We start from the raw sequence: 20935 nt of genomic DNA on the forward strand, positions 1-20935 counted from the left end.
CGCTTCTCAAGACAGACGAGCCGCAAAATCCCGTGACGACAAGCCCGATGTTTTTTTGCGACACCGCCGTACCGGGAACGTCCCCACCGCCGGTCTAACCGTTCGAGACGAAAATCGGGACGGATCGATATGATTGCGCAAAGGGTGAGGAAGACGATCGGAGCGATGCGGGCCGCAAGCAGGATCCTGTCATGCGCAGCCCTTGCCTGGCCCTGCATCGGAATGGCGGCACCATCACCGACAGCCCCGGCAGACGCGGTGGAGCCCATGATCGCAGGTATCGCCGCCGCGCTCGACACGCATCCCCTGGTCGGTCTGGGCGAGCTTCATCGTCAGGCGTCGATCCATCATCTGTATCGCCGGCTAGTCGCCGACCCGCGCATTCTGTGCCGCATCGACGACATCGTCGTCGAGTTCGGCAACAGCCGGTTGCAGCACATCGCCGACCGCTATGTCGGCTATCGTCGCGGCGCACCGGTGTCGCCTCCGGAAAAGCGCACCATCTGGCGCGATACCGGCCAATGGATGGTGTGGGATTCCCCACTGTACGAAGGGTTTTTCGACGCGGTTCGCGACGCCAATGCACGCAAGATGTGCGCGAAGCCCGTCCGCGTGCTGCTCGCCGATCCCCCGATCGACTGGTCCCGGGTGAAAAGCGCCGAGGACTATCGACGCTACCGCATTCGGGACCAGTTCTTCGCGGACATGCTCGAAAACCAGGTCCTGAAACCCGGCCGGCGGGCGCTAATCATCGCCGGCAGCCCGCATCTATGGCAGGCGCTGCCCCGGAATACCGCCGAAAAGCCGACCATGGGCCAGATCGTCCGGGCCCGGCATCCGGGTGCGATGCTGTCGCTGATCATGCTCCCCGATGCCGGAATCGCGGCGAAACTCGGCCTGCCGCCGGCGCCTGGCCTGATATTGATCGAGGATATGGAATTGGGACGCCGCTCGTTCGGCGATATGGTTCCCGCCGACGAGCCAATCGAAATGATGGTGGATGGCAAGGCGACGGCGCCGCCGATGGCAGAGGTGCCCTGGCCCGCGGCTGCGCTGGTGGTGGGTGGCCTTCTCAACCTGGAAATCGGCGCCCCGGTCGAGCCCCGCACCGATATCTACCGCGATCAGGACTATCAGGCCGAGCTGAGGCGCCGCGCGGCGATCCTCCGCCAGGTCCATGGGGTGGATTTCGAAGCCACGCTCGACGCCATGCTGAAGGCGCCATCATCCGCTTCGGCAAGGATCGACCATTGAGAAGCAAGCTGCGCGCGCCGGATTCCCTGCGATCACATCGCCTCGCCACCATGATCGGGCGTGAAGCGGCGGGCGTCGAAGCTGTAGGGCACCTGCGCGCTGTCGCCGTACAATTCGTGATGAGGCGCGGCTTCGGCAAAGGCGGCGGCCAATAGCAGGGCGTTATAGTCCGCCGGATCGTCGGGCCGCGCCGGAAGCGTGGCGAGATGCGCCAGCAGGGCCTCGAGCCGGGGCGCCATGAGCGCGTCGAAGCCGATGAAATCCGCCGCCGAAGCCGATAGCCGGATGGCGTTGCGTTCATTCTCGGTGGGTCTGGCCCAGTGCGCGACCAGCGGCTCGAGTTCGTGGAAGCCGGCGGGTAATTGGGTGGTGGTCATCGTGGTTCAGTCCGTTTCGTCGAGATAGCGATCGAGCGTCAGCGCGGCGTGGCGGATCAGGAATTCCTGATCCATGAGCTGCATCTCGTCGATCGCGCCCGACATGATGCCCGTGAACGTGTCCTCCATCGTCGCGGTATCCTCCAGCCAGGCATTGCGGTGCAGCGCGTTGACGTGGATCTGCGCCGCGCGCTCCGCCGCATTCTCCGCCGGACGGAAATAGTTGATCCCCTCCCACAAGGTCCGGCCATGATCGAGCGGCCAGAATTGATGGGTGAAATAGGACATGCCGGGATAGCCGCATCCCGATGCCAGATGGATGAGCAGATTGGGGAAGATGTTGGGCAGCTCGAACTGGAAATCCGCGCGGCGATCGGGATTGATCGCGGGCGGCAGCAGATCGGGACGCGGGCGATGCACGTCGCTGCCGTGCAGGACCCCCGCGAACATCTGGGTCGAGGGCGCCGCATCCATGCCCGCACCATAGATGGTCGACGACGCATGCGGCCCCATCAGCTTGAAATCGGTATGTTCGATGCCGCGAAAGCCGGGGAGCGAACCGGCATGGATCGTCGGCACATGATAGCCCTCCGAAAAGGCATAGAGTGCAACCTTCCAGTTGCATTCGAGCACCGTCGAATAGCGGAACGCCGTGGTCGATTCATGATAGGGATAGCCGCCGAACAGCCTTCCGAAATCGCCGAGATACTCGGCGAGCGACTGGGCAGGCTCGGGATCGAAATTGATGAAGACGAAGCCCTGCCATTCGTCGCAGGCGATCGGGCGCAACCCCAGGCAAGCCGTATCGATCTGGCCGAAATGATCCTTCAGCGGCACCGATTTGAGCGGCCCCTCGGTGCTGAACACCCAGCCATGGAAACGGCAGGCGAGCACATTGGCGCGCGCGCGGCCGAAGCTTTCGAAATCGCTGTTGGGGACCACCTTGTTGCCGCGATGCGTGCAGACATTGTGGAAGGCGCGGATACGGCCGTCCTTGCCGCGCACGATCAGCACCGAGGTATCGGCGACCGGCATTTCCTTGACCTTATAGTCGCCGGGATTGGGCAATTCCCATGCGGTCGCGACCTTCAGCCAGACCTTCTTGAACAGCCTTTCCTTTTCGAGCGCGTAGATGGCGGGATCGCGGATCGGCCGGACCGGAACCGGCGCGACGCCCAGCTCGTCGCGGATCTGCGGCACCGTGCGCCGGATATGGTCGAGAGGTTCGGCTAAGTCTTGCATCGTGCGATGATCCTTCCCGGTTGGGTTCAGGCCAGATCGAGGGTGGCAGGCTTGTCGTGCCAGCCCTCGGGATAATGAGAGATCAGGTCGGCGCTCAGCGTCAGACGATCGAAGCGCCAGCGGTCGTCCGCCGCGACCGCGACCGCCGAATAGCTGCCGCCGATCCAATAGGCGCGGCCGCTCGCCGCGGTCGCGACTTCCCACAGCATGAACGCGACGTCCGCCGAGCGGCCGTCCGCCGACAGGTCGATGCGCGGCGACACCAGATAATGGAGCGTCCAGCGAAAGCCCGTATCGGCATTGCCGGCGACCCCGTCGGCGATGGCATCGGCACCGGCCAGCGCGCCATAGCCGTCGATCGTGAACACCGCGTCGGCGGTGAACAGACTGCGCAACGCCTCGGCGGAAGGGCCGCTGTCGAAGCCGTGCCCGAGGTCGGCGATCAGGCGCTCGATCGCCTGATGCGCCTCCAGCCGGGCGATGCGCGCCTCCAACGACATGTCCGGCAACATGGTCAGAATTTGTAGCCGGCGGTCAGATACCATTCGCGCGGGCGGCCATAGACGCCCTCGAAAATGCCGCCGAACGAGTCGGCATAGCCCGAGCCCAGATAGACTTGCTTGGTGAGATTGCGGACGCCGAGCGACAGGCTCCAGCGCTCGGCCTTGTCGGTGTACGCGATCGCGGCATTGACCAGGTGATAGCCGTCCTGGACCAGTTCGGGCGTGTTGACCGCGTCGTTATAAACACGCGAGCGGTAGGACCAGTCGATGCGCGGCGTGATCGTGCCGCTGTCGCCCATGTCCACGGCATAGGAAATGCCCGCGCTCAACGTCCATTTCGGCGCGTTCTGGAGATGCGTGTCCTTGGTGACGCCCGCATTGAGCGCACGGATGTCGACTTCGCGGTAGCGGGCGTCGAGATAACCCAGCCCTGCCTCGATCCGCAGCCCGTCGATCGGCTGGGCGAGCAGTTCGAGTTCCAGCCCCTTGATCCGCGCCTTCGCCGCATTCTGAATGATCGGGGCGAAGCCCAGGGTCGGGTCGTTCACGGTGATCTGGAGATTGCTGTAATTGTTGATGAACGCCGCACCGTTGAGCCGCAGCTTGCGATCGAGCAGATCGGTCTTGAAGCCCGCTTCGAAGGTCTCGCTCGTTTCCGGCGCGAAGGACGGGATGAAGGCGAAGGGCGGGAAGACGCGCTGGGTGAAGCCGCCGCCCTTGAAGCCCTTGGAATAGGACAGATAGGTCAGGATTTCCGGGCTCCAGCGATAGGACAGGCTGGCCATCGGCGTCCAGGCGCGGTCCTTGATGGTCGCGCTCTGGCCGAGCGGCCCCATCAGCGGATCGCCGTCCTGCAGGCCCGATCCGTCGGGATTGAAGGGCGCGCCGGTCAAGAAGCCGGCCTCGACCACATATTGATTGGCGTTGTTGAAGGTCTTCTGATCCTCGGTCCAGCGGATGCCCGCCGTCAGGTTCAGATTCTCGACGATCTCGAACGTGGCCTGACCGAAAGCGGCATAGCTTTTGCCGTCGAGCACCGCGCCGCTCAGGAACACCGCGTCGATGATGTTGACCAGATCCCGGTGATTGCCGCTCTCGCTCGAATAATAGGCGCCGACCAGCCAGTTGAGCCGCTTGTCGAGCGCTTCGCCGCCAAGCTGGATTTCCTGGCTGAACTGGTCCTGGCGCCAGTCACTGTTGGTCTGGATGATGGTGGCCGGGCTGTGATCGGAATCGCGCGTCCAGAAGCCGGTGACCTTGCGATAGGCGGTGATTGATTTGAGCGTGACCGCGTCCGACAGCCGCCATTCGAGCACCCCGGACACGCCCCAGATATTGAGGTCCGATGCGGACTGATAAGGCCGGCGGCTCGCCGAATTGAACACCTGCGAGATCGTCGTGAAGGTGCCGCCATGGCGATAGGGCGCCAGCGCCCATTGGCTGTTGAAGCAGCGCTGGTCGGTAAAGCGCGCCGGATTGGTCGCGCTCGCGCAGATCGCGGCCGCGCCCGAATAGGCGGCGTTCCAGGTCGCGGCCGCCGGGGCGTTCTCATTCTGGGCGATTAGCACATTGGGCGCCGATTGCTCGCGTGCGCGGGTGCCATCGACCGCGATGTCGATGCTGACGTCGCTCGACGGTTCGAGACGCAGCGCGAAGCGGCCGGCAAGCTGGTTGGTGCCGCCGAGATCGGGGGCGCCGGGCACCACGCCTTTCACATAGCCGTCGCGATTGTGATAGAAAGCCGACAGGCTGGTATAGACGCCATCGGCCAGCGGCACGTCGATCGATCCCTTGATCTGCACGCGGTTGAAACGCCCCGTCGTGACGTCGAGGCTGCCGCCGAACGTGCTGCCGGGCTTTTTGGTGACGACGCTGACCGCGCCGCCGATGGTGTTGCGGCCGAACAAAGTCCCCTGCGGTCCACGCAGCACTTCGATCCGCTCGACATTGAGCACGTCGAGCACATTGCCGACGCCGCGCGAGATATAGACGCCGTCGAGATAGAGACCGACGCCCGGATCAGCGGACAGCTGATAGTCGTTCTGGCCGATGCCGCGGATGAAGATCGCCGCGGTCGCGTTGCTCGCCGAGACCGGAACCGAGCTGTTGAATTTCACATTGGGGGTGAAGTCCCCGATCTGCGTGACATTGTCGAGGCCGCGCGCGGCAATGCCTTCGCCCGACACCGCCGAGATCGCGATCGGCGTGTCCTGCAGCGATTCCGCGCGACGGCGCGCGGTGACGGTGATTTCCTCGATGCCGGCGCTTTCCTCTTCCGCCGGCGGGGGCGCCGGCGCGTCCTGCGCGAACAGCGTGGGTGCGCCGATCAGCGTCGCGGACAGCGAGGCGCCGGTCAGCAGGCATTTCCTGATCGCCGCGCGCATATGGGCCGAACGGCCGAAACCATGCTGTGTCATTATCTTTCTCCCCTCACCTTGATCGGCATTGTCGGCTGGCGGATCGGCCTCTTTGCGGGCGCGCGCCGAACGACTTTGCCGGTTCACATCCATGACGGTCTCGACGACCCCATGGTCACTCGCAAAAGACCCCCACCCGTCATTTCCCGCTAGCCTGATCCCGCTGCGGCCATCCCGTCGCTGCTATCGACTGCACGCGCGCCGCGCGCCGGAACTCCGCCGGGATCGGGCCGGATCGCGCGCAAAACCGATTCAATGCGCGCGCAGGCTAACCCGGACAGGGACGGGCTAGCGAGATGCACGATGCTGCGGACATGGTGGCACCATTGAGATCGGGAGCGACGCGCCACGAAAGCGCATCCGCCCGGCATCAGCTTGAAAAAAGGAGCAGGCCCATGTCTGAAAAGCTGTCCGAAACGGCGCATCGCTGGATGGAGCAATATCCCGAACTCGGTTCCGGCCCGATATCGACCGAACCCTATATCTCGCCCGACTGGTACGAGCGGGAAAAGGACAAGATCTTTCGCAAGGTCTGGCTGTGCGTCGGACGCGAAAGCGAGATCCCCAGGGTCGGCGACTATAAGGTCAAGCGCCTGGCCGCCGCCGACACCTCCGCGATCCTGATGCGCGGCAAGGACGGCAAGGTCCGCGCCTTCCACAATGCCTGCGCCCATCGCGGCAACACCGTCGTGAACGAGACCGGCGAGGAAACCTTCGGCCGCAACAAGGCCGCGATCATCACCTGCCGTTTCCACGGCTGGGTCTATGACGCCGAGGGCGCGCTGAAGCAGGTGCCGAGCGAGCAGCGTTTCTACGACTGTTTCTCGAAATCGCAGAACGGGCTCGCGCCGATCCATGTCGACACATGGGAAGGTTTCCTGTTCGTCAATCTGGCGGAGACGCCCGACAACAGCCTGGCCGAATTCCTGGGCGATTATGCCACGCATTTCGCGGGCTATCCGTTCGACGCGCTCGATTACGGCTTCACCTATCACACCTATCTCGATTGCAACTGGAAGGTCGCGCACGACGCCTTTGCCGAGGCCTATCATGTCGACACCATCCATGCCGGATCGTTCCCCAACGTCTTTTCGACCGGGCTCCAGAATGTGAAGCTGATGGATCCCCATCGCACATGCGCGGTGTGCCTGACGCTGAACGCCAAGCCCACCCCGGTCGCCGCCATCGCCAACGCCATGGCGGGCGCGTCGCTGGTCTCCGCGCGCGCCGATTCCATGCTGCCGCCGACGATCAATCCCGACAAGCGCGCGGATTTCGCATTCGAGCTGAGCGTGCTGTTTCCCAACACGCTGATCCATGTCGCGGAGGGCATCTGGTTCACGCACCAGTTCTGGCCGATCGCGCACAACAAGACGCTGTGGGAGGGGCGCTATTACGTCAAGGCGCCCCAGACCAACGGACAGCGCTGGGCGACCGAGCATGCGATGACGCTCCAGCGCAACGCCTGGCTGGAGGACACCGCCACGATGGAGGACACGCAGCGTGCGATGCAGTCGCGGGCGAAGACCCAGCAGCATCTGCAGGACGACGAGATCCTGATCCGCCACGGCGCGGTCGTCGTCGAACGCTTCGTCAACGCGTGATCCCGAACCGCGCGAACAAGGAACCGACAATGTCCCCTTCCCCACTGCCCGACACCTTTGCCGAGCTGGCGCCGTTTCTCGACTGGGCACTGCCCAGCGCCGATGCGCGCCAGACCCGTCGTCGAACCGCGACGCGCCAGGAGATCAGGGCCTTTTACGATGCGGTGCTGCCGCGCACCGAAGCGATATTGGCGGCGGTCGACGCCCATCCGCTGGGCAAGCTGCCCGAGGATCTGCGCCCGCTTTATTATCTCGCCTTGTCGCTGGCCGAAGTCGCGCCGCATATCGAGCTTTATGGCGGCGCGCCGGGCGTGCCCTATGCGTTCGAGGAAACGCGCTTCATCGCGGCACATGGCGCGCAGGATACCGCGCTCGGCCTGCCGCCCATGGCCGGATCGTGACCGACACCATCGAACAGCGGCTGCACCGCATCGAGGCGCGGTTCGCGATCGGCGATCTCGTCGCGCGCTATGCGGCCGGGGCCGATCGCCGGAACGATCCCGCGATGATGGCACCGCTGTTCGCGCCGGATGCGACATGGTCGTCGGAGGGCTTCGCCACGCTGGCGGGGCGCGACGCGATCGCGCGCGGACTTGCCGCGATCGCGGCGGACCGGGTGCTGTGGTCGATCCATTACATGACCGCGCCGCTGGTCGTGCTGGCCGAAAACGGCCTTTCCGCCGGCTGCCAATGGTATCTCTGGGAATTGTGCACGATGCGGACCGATGACGGCCCGCGCGATCAATGGCTGGGCGGATGGTATGACGCCACCGCCATATCAGGGGAAGAGGGATGGAAATTCAGCAAGGTCATCCTGGATGTCCGGGTGCAGGGCGACGCATCGCCGCCCTGGTCACTCAGGAAACCAGCGGCGGCGTGATGGAACGGCTCTGCGCGTCGGGCGACGTGCCCGAAGGTGAGGTGTTCCAGGCCGATCTCGGCGACGGCCGGGTGCTCGCTGTCTATCGCGTCGACGGCCAAGTCTATGCGACCGACGATCTGTGCAGCCATGGCGACGCATCGCTGGCCGAGGGCGAGATCGAGAATGGCGAGATCGTCTGCCCCTATCATATGGGCCGGTTCGACATCCGCACCGGGGAAGCGACGGGCGCCCCCTGTTCGATCGCGATCCGTACCTACAATGTCATCGAACGCGACGGCGCGATCCATCTGATCTAAATTACTTCGAGTTCCCCTCCGCGTCTCCGCGTGAACCACTCCCCAAAACCGATAAGTTCACGCGGAGGCGCGGAGACGCGGAGGGAGAGATGATGATTCAGCGTTGACGGGTCGGGCTCGGAACGCTCCTCACACCCGCCCGAAATCGCAGGCGCGCAGCGTTGTCGACGGGCGCTCGCCATAGCGTTCGAAATAGTCGCGCGCGAACTTGCTGAGATGGGTGAAGCCGCAGGCCAGCGCGACATCGGTCACCGAAACCCCGTTTTCCGCACCCTTGCGCAACGCGCTGCGCGCCAGCGACAGCCGGTGGTTCTTGAGATAGCCCATCGGCGTCGTATCGCGGAACCGCCGGAAGCCGGCATGGAGCGATCGCGCACTGACCCCCGACACCTCGATCAGATCGGTCAGGCTAATCGGTTCCTCGGCATGGGCACGGATATATTCCTCCGCGCGCCGGACATAGAAGGGCGCGAGGCCCGAGACCGATCCGTTGAACAGATCGCTGTGATTGTGCGGCACCGCGGCCAGCAACAGGCGCTTGAGCGTATCCTCGACCGAGCCGCAGGTGCGCGGGTGGCTATAGGCGGTGAGGCCGAGATCGATATCGTCGCACACCGTGCGGATCATGCTGGCGAAGGACGCCGCCGCCCCCTCCAGCCGCACCGGACGCGACGAGAAATGCAGGTCGCCCGGCCGGAAGCCGAGTTCCTGCGCAAGCAGCGTCTCCAGATCGGCCTTGGGGACCTTCACCGTGAAATGCTTATAGCCTTCGTCGAACACCTGGCGGATGCGCTGGCGCGATCCCAGCACGCACATCTCGCCGGGATTGAGCACGAAGCTGTCGTCGCCCTGCGTGATCTCCGCCCGGCCGGTCAGCGAGAACTGGACGAGATAAAGCTCCTCCATCGGCGGGATCGTCACGACGACGCGGCCATAGGGGTTGCCGTAATCGGTCGCGTTGAAGGTCAGCGCGCGCAACGGCGCCTGATTGTGGCGAAAGGCGATGGGCGGGACGCCCCCTTCGATATGCAGGCTGTGGCGGCAGAACATCGCGCTCATATGCGCGTGGACCGCGTCGATATCGTCGCTGAGCAGCTTCGCGCAATGCGACAGCGGCAAGCCGGCCCCGTTCCAGTTGTCGGCGCTCAGCGCGAACGGCCATGGCGAAGATGTCGTCATCACATTGCCTTTCTGGCGCCGATGGTCCCGGGCGAAGGATCGAAGCGAAATACCGTGTCGTTCAATCCTCTGGGCGAGGGATAGGCGCGCTTGCTGTGGCTCAGTCCTAGATCGAGCAATGTCTCGCAGGTCTTGAATGCAATCAAGCCCGGATTGAGCACGGGGATATCGAGCCGCGACCGGAGGAATTCGTGGCTCTGGTGCATCGTCGTCGATCCCAGGACGAGCACGTCGGCGCCGTCGATCTCGATCGCCTGGCGCGCGGCGTCGAGCAGCAGCGGGAACACCGCATCCTCCTTACCCGCCAGCAGTTCCGCCGTGTCGGGCGCGACGCCGATCGTACGGATCGAGGCCAGCCGATCGCGCAATCCGGTTTCGCCCAGCACCTTGTCGTACAGCCAGCGCCAATTGTCCCACATGCTGAGGATCGAGAATTTCCGCCCGAGCTGGCAGGCGAGATGATAGGTCGGCGCCGCCGTGCCCAGCACGGGAATGGACAGGCGCGAGCGCAAGCCGGCGACACCGGAATCGCTCATCGAATTGACGCAGACCGCGTCGAAACCCTCCGCCTCGGCACGCAGCCCGGCATCGAGGCAATAGGCATCGGCCATGACGCCCTCATAGGGGGAATCGAGCGCGCTGCCGCCGCGTGCGGCGCAGCAGAATTCGACCGACAGGTCGGGACGCATCAGCCCGGCGGGCAATTGCGCGGCAAAGCCGTCAAGCGCCGCCGCCGGAACCGGCACGGGTATGATCATCCTTATCCGTCGCGTCATCAACGATACTCCACAGGCATGATCATGGCGTGTACGCCCGAGTGTGGACCGGCCATGCATCGCGTCAAATACCGTTTTGCCCTGAAATCATACCTCTGCGGTATCATGACGCCACCGAGGATGCGGCCAGGGATATGGAGCGTCCGGCCTGTCGCAATGCTGCCGTTTCGGACCATCGGCTGCGGCGACGGGATAGAGCCCGAAGCGCATCCGCACCGACAGTCGCCGTGATGGAACAAGAGCCCCGCAACGGGGTCGGGGAGAGTGGCGTGCAATCATCATTGCCTGACGGATTTGCCGATCTGGAACGCTGGATCGACTGGGCATTGCCCACCGAACATGCGCGCAACCGCAAGCGCTGGTCGGCATCGATGGCCGAGAGCCAGGCCTTTTACGACGTCATGCAGATCCGCTGCGGCGACGCGCTGACCTATCTCGACCGGACCCCGCTCACCGATCTCGACGATCGCCAGCGGAGGTTGCTCGACATGTGCCTGGCTTTGACGGAGGTTTCGGTGACGGTCGAAATGTATGGCGAGCCCCAGCCCAAATATGTCTTCCCGATCGATCGCTTCGTGCCGCTGCACGACGCATGGCCGCTGGGATCGGCGGGTCCGGCGCTGGAGCGCGGCCAGTGAGCGCCGCGCCAGACCATGCGGCGGACGACGCGCGCCGGTTCATGCGGCGCTATCCCGAAGAAGGCAACGGCCCGATCCCGGTCGAGCGCTATACCAGCCAGGCCTATTTCGAGCAGGAGAAGGACGCGGTCTTTCGCCGCAAATGGCTGAATGTCGGGCATATGCTGCAGGTCGCGAAGCCCGGCGACTATATCGTCGTCGACCTGAAGATCGCCGAGACCGCGATCCTCGTCATCCACGGCAAGGACGGCGTGGTCCGCGCCTTTCACAATATGTGCTCGCATCGCGGCGCGCCGGTGGCATGGGATGCGCAGGGGCGTTGCCGTGGTTTCCTGTCCTGCCGTTTCCATGGCTGGGTCTATGACACCACCGGAAAGCTGGTCCATGTCAGCGATGCCGAGAATTTTCCGAGCGTCGATCCCGCCGCCAACGGCCTCACCCCCGTCCATTGCGCGGTGTGGCAGGGCTTCATCTTCATCAACCTCGCAAGCCAGCCCGAGCAAAGCCTGGAGGAGCATCTCGCGCCCGTTGCCGACCATATCGGCCGCTATGATTTCGAGGGCTTCACCCCGGCTTTCTCCTATCGGATCGACGAGAACGTCAATTGGAAGACCCTGCAGGAAGCACAGCTCGAAGGGTGGCATTTGCCGTTCCTGCACGAAAAGACGCTCGCACGCGCGGTCAAGATCGAGGGCCGGCAATATCGCCACAGCGCCATCGAACTGCACGGGCTGCACGGCGTGCTGGGCTCGCCGCCGCCCGACAGCTTCACGCCCCCGCCCACCGCGATGCTCGCCAGCCGGTTCGGCACCGGCACCGTCCAGGCGTTCGGATCGAAGGCCGACAAGGGCGCGGAAGGTTACCAGTTCAGGGGATCGTTCGATTTCTGGCACATCTTCCCCAATTTCTTCATCGGGCTGCTCGACGGCCTGTTCTTCACCTTCAACATCTGGCCGGTCGCGGTCGATCGCAGCGTCTGGGAGATCAAGGGCTATTACCCGCCGGTGAAAACCGCGGGACAATTGTTCGCCCGCGAATATTCGAAGGTCGGGCTGCGCGATCCGATGATGGAGGATTGCTTCACGCACGAGCTGATCGCCGCCCAGCTCAAATCCGGCGCGAAAGACGTCATCCATTTCCAGGACGAGGAAATGCTCGTCCGCCATCTCGGCAATGGCGTCGATCGCTGCGTGCGGGGGCTGGCGTGACGGTGACGCGCCGCCTTGTTCCCGGACGGAGCGAGTCGGCGGCCTGAAAGGACACGCCCCACTGCCACCGCATCTTGGCCGGCCGACGATCAGCGTCGGCCGGCCTCTGATTTAAGCAGGATCAGCCGGCGCGATATTGTTGCTCGACCAGATGCGCGATGCCCATCCGCGTCAGGATATGGGTGGGGCAGAGAAAGGTCACGCGCACCACGCCCGGCAGGCGGCTGATCTCGATCGATCCCGCGATGGTCGCGCGGTTGAGGATCTCGTCGAGCGGCAGGCCGGTGACCGCGGCGGCGCGATCGAGCCCGTTATGCGTTGCCTCGTTGAGCGTCACGCCCGATCCGATGAAGGTGATCGGCGCATTGTCCTCGATCGTCTTCTGGCCATATCGTTCCGCAAGCGCCGCGACCGAGGCGCGCTCGGCGGCAGTCAACGGCTGGGCGAGCAGCGGCAGATCCTCGGCACGCTGCAGCAGGATCGGGCCGTCGAGCGCCAGCCCCTTGATCAGTTCCACTTCGAGCTCGACCTCGCCCGACACGTCGGTGGCGTGGCCGGCGATCTCGCCGTTGCCCTGCTGGGCATGCATGTCGCCCATATAGATGCCGCCGCCGGGGATCTTGACCGGGCAGATCAGGATCGCCCCCTCGCGCACCGAATTGGTGTCCATATGGCCGTCGGTCTTGTGGCGATGCAGCTCTTCGCGCGTCATCGCATAATCATGCGGCGCATCGACCAGGAAGGATCCGAAATCGCCGGCATTGTGCGAATCCGGCAGGTCGCGCGACGGGCTGGTGCCGATATTGCCGAGGAACGGACGCATCCGCGCGGGCAGACCGGCGATATCGGCGCGCGCCAGCGCCAGGATCGAATGCTGCGCCGACTGGCCCGGAATCGCCGCCATCGCGCGCGCGTCGCCGGCGATGCTTTCCGCGACATCCTTGCTGACGGTCAGCGACAGATTATTCTCGCGGTCGAGCACGATCACATAGCCGTTCGAGAAGCGGAAGGCGCTGACCTCCGCGCCGCAGCCGTCGCAGCGCACGGCATCGTCGCCAATGCCCTCGACATGGCTGGGCGGGCTGGCGAGGCCGCAGGCCGGGCAGAGCTTCGCGACGAAGGGATCGCCGAGATAGCGCCCCTCGACGAATTCCATCACGCCCGACGAGGTTGCGAGCGACGTCACCTGCACCTTTTTCAGCTTGAGCGCGATCGCGTCGCCGATCTCCGCCCCCTCCACCATCACCGGCTGGGTCACTTCATGACCGCCCTGGAATTTGGGCGTGATCATCGGCCCCCAGCAGCCCGGCGGCGTGCCGGTGCGAATGGTGCCACCGTCGCGCACGACGCCGGCATGGGGAATGCCGGGGCCGACGATCCCGCCGCTATATTGATAGACTTCGACAACGGACCTTGCTTCGGACATGCCAATCACCCTTGAAAATTCGGGCGTCAGCTTATCCGGAGGGCGATACGCACAAAGCATAATCGCCGCGCCCGACAGCGCCGGTGCGATTATGCTGCAGCGGAGTGAGATCAGGTGCGTTTTGGGGCCAATGACGCAGGTCAGGCGCGCCGTTGTTACCGGAGGCTATGGGAATGTCGGGATTGGAGCGGGTGAAGGGAATCGAACCCTCGTCGTAAGCTTGGGAAGCTTCTGCTCTGCCATTGAGCTACACCCGCATTTCAAGTGCCTGACCATGAGCCGCCGCAAGGATTTATACGGCGAGTTACGGTCTGCGCTCGATGCGTCCGCGAAGTGCCATTTCCTGAGCGATGGGTCAACGGCTGATCGGCGAAGGGCCTGAGCATCCGGAGCGGCCCCCGTTCACTGGTCCGGCAATGGCGCTTTTGCCGGCCGTCGCGCATAGATGCCGAAGCCGGCAATGATCGCGTAACAGGCAGCGGGCAGGATCAGCGCGAGGCCGAGGCTGCCGGTCGTATCGGCAAGCGCGCCGGTTGCGAGCGGAACGACCGCGCCACCGAAGATCGCGACATTGATGATCCCCGATCCGTCGGCGGCGCGGCTGCCGAGCCTTTCGGATGCCAGGCTGAAGATCGTCGGGAACATGATCGAATTCATCAGGCCGATCGCAAGCAGGCTGTAACCCGACAGCGTGCCGGTGGTGTTGATCGAGACCATGATCAGCGCGATCGCACCGGCCGCGACCCCGGCAAGCAATTTGCCGGGGCTGACAAAGCGCATCAGGCCCGAGCCGATGAAGCGGCCCAGCATCGCACCGCCCCAGTAAAGGCCGATCAGCTTGCCCGCTGCCGACTCCTCCAGCGCCAGGACATGGCCCTGCATGAGATAGCTGACGATCAGCGAGCCGATCGAGACTTCGGCGCCGACATAAAGGAAGATGCACAGCGCGCCGAAACCAAAGCGCGGCCGCCTCAGGAGGTCGACGCCGGCAAAGCCTGCGCTGGCTTCATGCCGCTCGCCGCGCAGGCGATTGCGGAACATCCACACCACACCCGCGACCAAAGCGAGCGCCAGGGCGATGCCGAGATAGCCATGAACGATCACCTGGGTTTCGGCGGTGCGATAAGCGTCGAGCGCGGCGCCCGAAAGCCGGTCGGCACTCACCGTCGCGAGGCTGCCCAATATCAACGCCGCGCCCGCAATCGGAAAAAGGGTGGTGCCGAGCGAATTGAACGCCTGCGCGAAAGTCAGCCGGCTATGCGCCGTCGCCGGATTGCCGAGCAGCGAGATCAGCGGGTTGGCGACGACCTGGACGATGACGACGCCGCTCGCGAGCACGAAGAGCGCCAGCAGGAACAGCGTGTATGTCGCGGTCTGCGAGGCCGGGATGAACAACAGGCAGCCGGCCGTCATCGTCAGCAGACCGGCCACCGCGCCGCGCATATAGCCGATCTTCTTGACCAGCTTCGCGCCGGGAATGCCGATCAGCAGATAGGCGGTGAAGAAGCAGAACTGCACCAGCATCGCCTGGGTATAGTTGAGCGTGAACAGTTCCTTCAGTTTCGGGATCAGCACGTCGTTCAACGAGGTGATCCCGCCGAAGATGAAGAAAAGCCCCATCACGAAGGGGCGCAATTCCCTGGCACCGGCCTGCTCCTCGCCGCCCTCATGCCCAGGCAGATCGCCGCCCGTCCCCATTCCAGCAATGGCCATATCGGAATCCCGCTATTTGATGGTGAGTTTAAACCACATGCCGGGGCATGCCCTCAATCGAGCGTCACCTCCATCTCGCGGGTTTCGCGAATGTCTTCCGACGATGCCCCGGCCATGATCCGGTAGCGTCCCGGCACGACCCGCCAATGCCCCGAGGCTGCGTCGAAACGCTGAAAGGCACGCCGGTCGAGCGTCACGCTCACCTTCCGGCGGGCTCCCGGCGCCAGATCGACCTTCGCGAAGCCGCGCAGCGCAAGCGGCGGATCGCCTTCGGACGGCGCCACGGGGGCGACATAGAATTGCACCACCTCCTTGCCCGCCCTTTTGCCGGTGTTGCCGACCGTCAGGCTGACCAAGGCCGGGGCGTCACCGCGGATCCGCGCCGGCGCCGAAAGGCCGGCATAGGTGAAGCTGGTATAGCTCAAGCCATGGCCGAAGGGGAAAAGCGGTTTCACGCCGCGTGCGGCATAACCGCGATAACCGACGAGCAGGCCTTCCGAATAGGCGACCTTCGCGCCCTTGATGTTGATGGTGTCGTCTTCGCTGCGCGCCGGGAAGGTCACCGGCAGCTTGCCCGAAGGATTGACCTTGCCGGTCAGTATCTTCGCCAATGCCGCGGCACCGCCCTCGCCCGGCAGCCACATGTCGACGATCGCCGGCGCGGTGTCGCGCCAGGGCATTGTCATCGCCGCACCGGCATTCACGACCACCACCGTCCTGGGATTGGCGGCGATCACCGCCTCGACCAGCCTGTCCTGATCGCCCGGCAGGTCGATCGTCTCGCGATCGTAACCCTCACCCTCGGTGGTCGAGGAGGAGCCGACAAAGACGATCGCCGCGTCGGCGGTGCGCGCGGCCGCCGCCGCCTCGTCGAGCGAGGGGCGCGGTTCGCGGACGCCGAAGCTCAGATATTCATAGGGCGTCTGCCCCGTCGCATAGTCGATGCGGATCGGATAGCCACGGCCAGCCTCGAGCGGCAGCGCGACGGTGCGCCGCGGAATGGGGAAACCCAGCACGTCGCGAATATCCGGCTTCGCCGCCGTCGCCCCGTCGAGCACGGGCTTGCCGTCGAGCGTGACCGTCGCCTTGCCGGTACCGCGAATGCTGAATTCGTAGCTTCCGGTCCGTTCCGGCCAGAACATGCCGTCCCAGCGCAGCGCGGCATAGCCCGTCACCTGCGGCCCCGCGATGTTGCCGCTGATCCGCTTGACGAAGCTCGTCGCGGTTTCGCTCCGCACCGGCGCGGCGCTCATATCGGCATTGGCATAATAGGTCGCCGCCAATCCCCTGGCCCCACGGTCCCGGCCCGGACTGAACCATCTCGGATCGGCGCCGGGCGGCGTCTCCTCATTGTCGACGCCCTTGGCATAGGTCACGCGAACGCCCGGCAGCGCGGCTTTCAGCGCGGCGAGCGGCGTACGCGTCTCGAACGGCACGACCTGCGAACTGCCGCTGCCCTGGATGCGGACGACATCGGCATTGGGGCCGATGACGGCGAGCGAGGCGATCGACGAGGGCAGCGGCAGCACGCCGCTGTTCCTGAGCAGCACGATCGCCTCTTCCGCCGCCTTTTCCGCCAGTGCGGCATTGCGCGGCATGGTCGGGGCGATCGAGCGCGCGGCCCCGCGCTCGATCGCGCCGCTGCGCACGATCATCCGCACGACACGCCGCGCATTCTCGTCGATCTGTGCCGTGCCGACCTCACCCTTGTCGACCGCGGTCTTCAGCTTCGCGCCGAAATGGGTGGGCGGCCCGGGCATCTCGATATCGAGGCCGGCATTGGCCGCGGCGACGGTCGAGCGGGTCGCGCCCCAGTCGGACACCACCGCGCCCTTATACCCCCATTCGGTCTTGAGCAGGTCGGTCAGCAGCCAGCGATTCTCCGACGCATGCGCGCCGTTGACCTTGTTATAGGCGGCCATCACCGACCAGGGATCGGCGTCCTTCACGATCGCCTCGAACGCCGGAAGATAGATTTCGCGCATCGTCCGCGGATCGACGACCGAGTCGACGATGAAGCGATTGGTTTCGGAATTGTTGGCCGCGAAATGCTTGAGCGAGACGCCGATGCCCGTGCCCTGCGCGCCCTTCACATAGCCGCTTCCCATCCGTGCGGTCAGATAGGGATCTTCCGAATAGGTCTCGAAATTGCGGCCCCAGCGCGGGGTGCGCACGATATTGACGGTCGGCGCGAGCAGCATGTCCGCGCCATGCGCCAGCGTCTCCCGCCCGATCGCCGCGCCGACCTCCGCCGCGAGATTGGGGTTCCAGGTCGCGGCCAGCGCGACCGCGACCGGGAAGACGGTCGCAGGCCGTCCCTCGGGCGAGCGGACCCCGGTCGGGCCGTCGGTCATGCGGAAGGGCGGAATGCCGAGGCGCGGGATCGGATTGAGCGTCATCGACGTTTCCCCCGCGAGCAGCAGGATCTTCTCGTCGAGCGTCAGCCGCCCCATCAGATCGTCGACCCGCGCCTCGAGCGGCGCCGACCTGTTCTTGTAGACCGTGTTCTGGGCCTGCGCGCCGGACAGCGCCGTCGCCGACGCAAGCAGCATCGCCGCAAGATGGGCCGTCCGGCGTGCCATCACTTGATCTGCGCCAGATCCGCCGCGGTTGCGGCCAACATCTCGTCGGTGATCTTGCCATTGGCATAGGGCTTGAGCTGGTTGAGGCCGATCGCCTTGAACATCTCATATTCGGGCATGGCGATCATGCCGGGGAAATGCTTCTCGATCACCGCCTTGCCTTTTTCGTCGGCGACGATGTCCTGCAGCGGCGTATCGAGCGTGAACTTGCCTTCGGCAGCGGGTGCCTTTTCGGTCGCGGGCTTCGCCTGGCTGGCGTCCTGCGCATATGCTGCGGGCGCCGCGACCATCGCTGCCGCGATCAGCATCATCATCGTCTTCATGTCTTTTTCCTTTCTGGAGTCGGTGGGAATCATCGCTCGGTTCATATCATCGATCGGGCGCTTCGCAGGTGAAGCTCGCGGCATCGTCGGTCGATCCCTTGCCGTCCCATTTCGCGGTCCTGGGAAAGGGACAGAGCGGACGCGTCCGCCCGGCCTTTGCCGGCAGGCCGAGATAGGCGAAGAGATCATTGTCATATTTGGTCGCGACGATCCGCTCGGGCGCCGGGCCGCCCTGCCGCCACGCGTCCATGGTGCCCAGCGCATCGAAGATGTTGGGGCCGGGCCCGGCGAAGCAGTGCGACATGCCCGGCACCATGAACAGGCGCACCGAATTGCCGGCAGCGCGCGGCTGCGCGGCCACGAGGCGCTGGTAATAATCGATCGTGTTGCCCGGTGGAATCGCCGCATCCTGCCAGCCATGATAGAGAAGCAGCTTGCCGCCGCGCTTGAAGAAGGGCGCGAGATCGGTCCTGTCGGCATCGAGATCGCCGCCGACCCGCTGCTTCGCCAGCGCGTAATCGCGCTCCATATCGAATTGCGAGAGCTGCCAGTCCGGATTGGCGTGGACGAAATAGCGGAAGAACGACGTCGAGAATTTCGCGTGCTGCGAATTGGCGCCCGTCAGCCACATGCCCCAGGTGCCGGCCTCGGCCTCCGCCCCCGGTACGAAGCCCGGATAGAAGCTGCCGCCATCGGCGCGTTTCGGCCCTTCATAAAGCAGCCTGGCGGTCGCGACCTCGGCATTGGTCAGGCAATCCGCGCCACCGTCACCCTTGCAGGCCAGCCTGACCGGTTCGAAGCGGCACAGACGCGGATTCTCGATCACGCCGTCCTTCACCCCGTCCAGCATGTCGCACTGGCCGAGTGAAGCCGCCTGCAACAGCTTCAGCTTGGCGAGCGGCAGGTCTCCTCCGGGCTTCGAGACCGCCACCGCGTTGCTGGCGAAAGCGCTCGCCATGCGCGTCCAGGGCATCGCCGGGGCGCCCGCGATGATCGCGTCATAATCGGCGGGATAACGCTGCGCGAGCGTCAGCGCCTGCCGTCCACCATCGGAACAGCCGTGGAAATAACTCGCCGCGAGTTGCCCGTCATAATAGGCCGCGATCACCTGTTTCGCGGTTTCGGCGCCGACATGATTGGCGCGCCAGCCATAATCGCGAATCTTCTCGGGTGCATTCAGCGCCCACTGCGCGTCGACGTCGCTTTCCGCGACATGGCCCATATCGGTGCCGACCGTGGCATAGCCCTTTTGCACCGCACCGCGCATCAGCAGCGAGGGCAGCAGCATGTTCGCGCCGAAACCGCCATTGCCGGCGCCCATCAGCTTGCCGTTCCAGCGCGCCTTTTCGGGCAGCCAGACCTCGACCTTGATCGACGAGCCCGCCACCGGCGACAGCGTCGCCTGCACACGGCAAAAGGCGGCGGGCGCCGGCAGGCCGGGCTGCCCGGCCTGCAGATTGACCACCGCGCCGCTCGCCAGCGTCGATGCCGCGTCGATCCGGCCATGTTGCAGCGCAAGGCCGGTCAGCGCCTCGCAGCTATCGGCTTTCCGGGCGACAGGCGCCGGTGCCGCGGGGCCATCGCCGGTCGCGCAGGCGGCGAGCAGCGACGTCGCGATCGGCAGGAGCAATAGGGCCCTCATTTGCCGAGCAGTCCCTGGGCGCGCATCCAGCCCGCCATGGCTTCCGGCCAGGCGTCGCTCGGCTTGCCGCTCTTCGTCATGCCGAAGCCATGGCCCCCGCTGGGATAGGTGACGAGCCGCGTCGCCGCGCCCGATTTCTGCCACGCCTCCGCCAGCCGGACACTGTCGTCATGCGCAAGCTTGTCGTCGTCGGCGACCGCGACGAAAAGCGGCGGGGCCGATTTCGGCGCCGCGATCGCGTCGGGCAACAGGCCCGGATAGATGGCGACCGCGAAATCGGGCCGGCTTTCGGGCTTGCCGGCGAGCAGGGTCCACACCGTCACCGCGCCGCCGGCCGAAAACCCCATCAGGCCGATACGATCGCGCTTAATCCCGTAGCGCGCGGCGTTGGCGCGCACCCATGTCACCGCTTCTTCGCCATCGGCGGTCGCGAGCGGGCGCAAAGGCTCGACAGCAGTGCGCAGCGCCGGAAGATCGTTGAGATAGCGCATCAGGCTGAGCGGAAAATCGGCGCCGGTTTCGAGCAACCGATATTTGAGCACGAAGACCGTGACGCCCTGGCCGTTCAGCCATCTGGCGACGGCGGCGCCCTCATTCTCGATCGACAGCATGTGAAAGGCGCCGCCAGGCGCAACGATCACCGCCGTGCCGTTGGCCTTGCCCTTTTCGGGCACATAGGCGGTCAGTGTCGCGTCCGACACGTTGCGCACGATCGTGCCGAACGCGCCGGATTCGGTTACTTCCGCCGATTTCGCGGGCTCCGGCTTCGACCAGAGCCTGATCACCTGCTGCGCGCACGCCGGAATCGCCGCGATGGCGAGCGCACCGGCGAACAGGCCGGCGATCGGGATGAGGAAACGCCTCGCCATGTC

Annotated in this window: 19 protein-coding genes and 1 tRNA gene; 7 read left to right on the top strand and 13 right to left on the bottom strand. The window is 65.1% G+C overall.

Translation table 11 applies throughout. The features are described from left to right. Positions 1-267: 267 nt before the first annotated feature. Positions 268-1254: a hypothetical protein gene (locus AC3WN8_RS22090; protein ID WP_492671650.1), complete on the top strand. Its 987-nt coding sequence runs from the start codon at positions 268-270 to the stop codon at positions 1252-1254. A gap of 32 nt (positions 1255-1286) precedes the next feature. On the opposite strand, the gene AC3WN8_RS22095 is transcribed toward AC3WN8_RS22090, so the two are convergent. From AC3WN8_RS22095 to AC3WN8_RS22110, 4 genes are read right to left on the bottom strand one after another with little or no spacing between them, the layout of a single operon-like run. Continuing rightward, positions 1287-1631 (bottom strand): hypothetical protein, encoded by a 345-nt coding sequence (locus tag AC3WN8_RS22095; protein WP_492671651.1) that lies wholly within the window; start codon positions 1629-1631, stop codon positions 1287-1289. 6 nt (positions 1632-1637) lie between these two features. Further along, positions 1638-2873: an aromatic ring-hydroxylating oxygenase subunit alpha gene (locus AC3WN8_RS22100; RefSeq protein WP_492671652.1), complete on the bottom strand. Its 1236-nt coding sequence runs from the start codon at positions 2871-2873 to the stop codon at positions 1638-1640. A gap of 26 nt (positions 2874-2899) precedes the next feature. After that, the gene (locus AC3WN8_RS22105; protein WP_492671653.1) at positions 2900-3373 is read right to left on the bottom strand and encodes a nuclear transport factor 2 family protein; all 474 of its coding nucleotides are present in this window, start codon (positions 3371-3373) and stop codon (positions 2900-2902) included. Positions 3374-3387: 14 nt separating this feature from the next. Then, the gene (locus tag AC3WN8_RS22110) at positions 3388-5793 is read right to left on the bottom strand and encodes a TonB-dependent receptor (protein ID WP_492671654.1); all 2406 of its coding nucleotides are present in this window, start codon (positions 5791-5793) and stop codon (positions 3388-3390) included. Positions 5794-6188: 395 nt separating this feature from the next. Here AC3WN8_RS22110 and AC3WN8_RS22115 point away from each other — a divergent pair, with 395 nt between their 5' ends. From AC3WN8_RS22115 to AC3WN8_RS22130, 4 genes are read left to right on the top strand one after another with little or no spacing between them, the layout of a single operon-like run. Continuing rightward, entirely contained in the window at positions 6189-7397 is a 1209-nt protein-coding gene (locus AC3WN8_RS22115) for an aromatic ring-hydroxylating oxygenase subunit alpha (protein ID WP_492671655.1), read from the top strand. Between the two features lie 29 nt (positions 7398-7426). Continuing rightward, complete coding sequence (locus AC3WN8_RS22120; RefSeq protein WP_492671656.1) at positions 7427-7798, top strand: hypothetical protein; 372 nt, start codon at positions 7427-7429, stop codon at positions 7796-7798. Beyond that, positions 7795-8277: a nuclear transport factor 2 family protein gene (locus AC3WN8_RS22125; RefSeq protein ID WP_492671657.1), complete on the top strand. Its 483-nt coding sequence runs from the start codon at positions 7795-7797 to the stop codon at positions 8275-8277. Before AC3WN8_RS22120 ends, AC3WN8_RS22125 begins: the two co-directional genes overlap by 4 nt. Next, complete coding sequence (locus AC3WN8_RS22130; protein WP_492671658.1) at positions 8277-8576, top strand: non-heme iron oxygenase ferredoxin subunit; 300 nt, start codon at positions 8277-8279, stop codon at positions 8574-8576. Before AC3WN8_RS22125 ends, AC3WN8_RS22130 begins: the two co-directional genes overlap by 1 nt. Before the next feature lie 129 nt (positions 8577-8705). Here AC3WN8_RS22130 and AC3WN8_RS22135 read toward each other — a convergent pair whose 3' ends face one another. Both AC3WN8_RS22135 and AC3WN8_RS22140 read right to left on the bottom strand, forming a co-directional pair. After that, positions 8706-9755 (bottom strand): AraC family transcriptional regulator, encoded by a 1050-nt coding sequence (locus AC3WN8_RS22135; RefSeq protein WP_492671659.1) that lies wholly within the window; start codon positions 9753-9755, stop codon positions 8706-8708. Beyond that, positions 9755-10531 carry an aspartate/glutamate racemase family protein gene (locus tag AC3WN8_RS22140; RefSeq protein ID WP_492671660.1) on the bottom strand — a complete coding sequence of 259 codons (777 nt, stop codon included), beginning with the start codon at positions 10529-10531 and terminating at the stop codon, positions 9755-9757. Before AC3WN8_RS22140 ends, AC3WN8_RS22135 begins: the two co-directional genes overlap by 1 nt. A gap of 269 nt (positions 10532-10800) precedes the next feature. Between AC3WN8_RS22140 and AC3WN8_RS22145 the strand changes: the two genes are divergently transcribed. Continuing rightward, positions 10801-11169, top strand: a complete 369-nt coding sequence (locus AC3WN8_RS22145) for a hypothetical protein (RefSeq protein ID WP_492671661.1) — start codon at positions 10801-10803, stop codon at positions 11167-11169. Beyond that, positions 11166-12377 carry an aromatic ring-hydroxylating oxygenase subunit alpha gene (locus AC3WN8_RS22150; protein ID WP_492671662.1) on the top strand — a complete coding sequence of 404 codons (1212 nt, stop codon included), beginning with the start codon at positions 11166-11168 and terminating at the stop codon, positions 12375-12377. Before AC3WN8_RS22145 ends, AC3WN8_RS22150 begins: the two co-directional genes overlap by 4 nt. Before the next feature lie 121 nt (positions 12378-12498). Here AC3WN8_RS22150 and AC3WN8_RS22155 read toward each other — a convergent pair whose 3' ends face one another. The 7 genes from AC3WN8_RS22155 to AC3WN8_RS22185 all read right to left on the bottom strand — a co-directional run bounded on the left by AC3WN8_RS22155 (position 12499) and on the right by AC3WN8_RS22185 (position 20932). Next, entirely contained in the window at positions 12499-13803 is a 1305-nt protein-coding gene (locus tag AC3WN8_RS22155; protein WP_492671663.1) for an acetamidase/formamidase family protein, read from the bottom strand. 183 nt (positions 13804-13986) lie between these two features. Further along, positions 13987-14060: transfer RNA gene (locus tag AC3WN8_RS22160), tRNA-Gly, on the bottom strand. 145 nt (positions 14061-14205) lie between these two features. Continuing rightward, entirely contained in the window at positions 14206-15501 is a 1296-nt protein-coding gene (locus tag AC3WN8_RS22165; protein WP_492671677.1) for a sugar MFS transporter, read from the bottom strand. Positions 15502-15569: 68 nt separating this feature from the next. Continuing rightward, complete coding sequence (locus AC3WN8_RS22170) at positions 15570-18098, bottom strand: beta-glucosidase (RefSeq protein WP_492671664.1); 2529 nt, start codon at positions 18096-18098, stop codon at positions 15570-15572. After that, positions 18098-18421, bottom strand: coding sequence for a hypothetical protein (locus AC3WN8_RS22175; protein ID WP_492671665.1), 324 nt, complete (start codon positions 18419-18421; stop codon positions 18098-18100). The genes AC3WN8_RS22170 and AC3WN8_RS22175 overlap by 1 nt, the downstream gene beginning before the upstream one ends. 46 nt (positions 18422-18467) lie before the next feature. Then, a complete protein-coding gene (locus tag AC3WN8_RS22180) occupies positions 18468-20051 on the bottom strand; it encodes a tannase/feruloyl esterase family alpha/beta hydrolase (protein ID WP_492671666.1) in 1584 nt (527 codons plus the stop codon). Positions 20052-20059: 8 nt separating this feature from the next. Then, positions 20060-20932 (bottom strand): alpha/beta hydrolase, encoded by an 873-nt coding sequence (locus AC3WN8_RS22185; RefSeq protein WP_492671667.1) that lies wholly within the window; start codon positions 20930-20932, stop codon positions 20060-20062. Positions 20933-20935 lie beyond the last annotated feature (3 nt).

The organism is Sphingobium sp. FW305-3-2-15-F-TSA7, assembly GCF_058787155.1.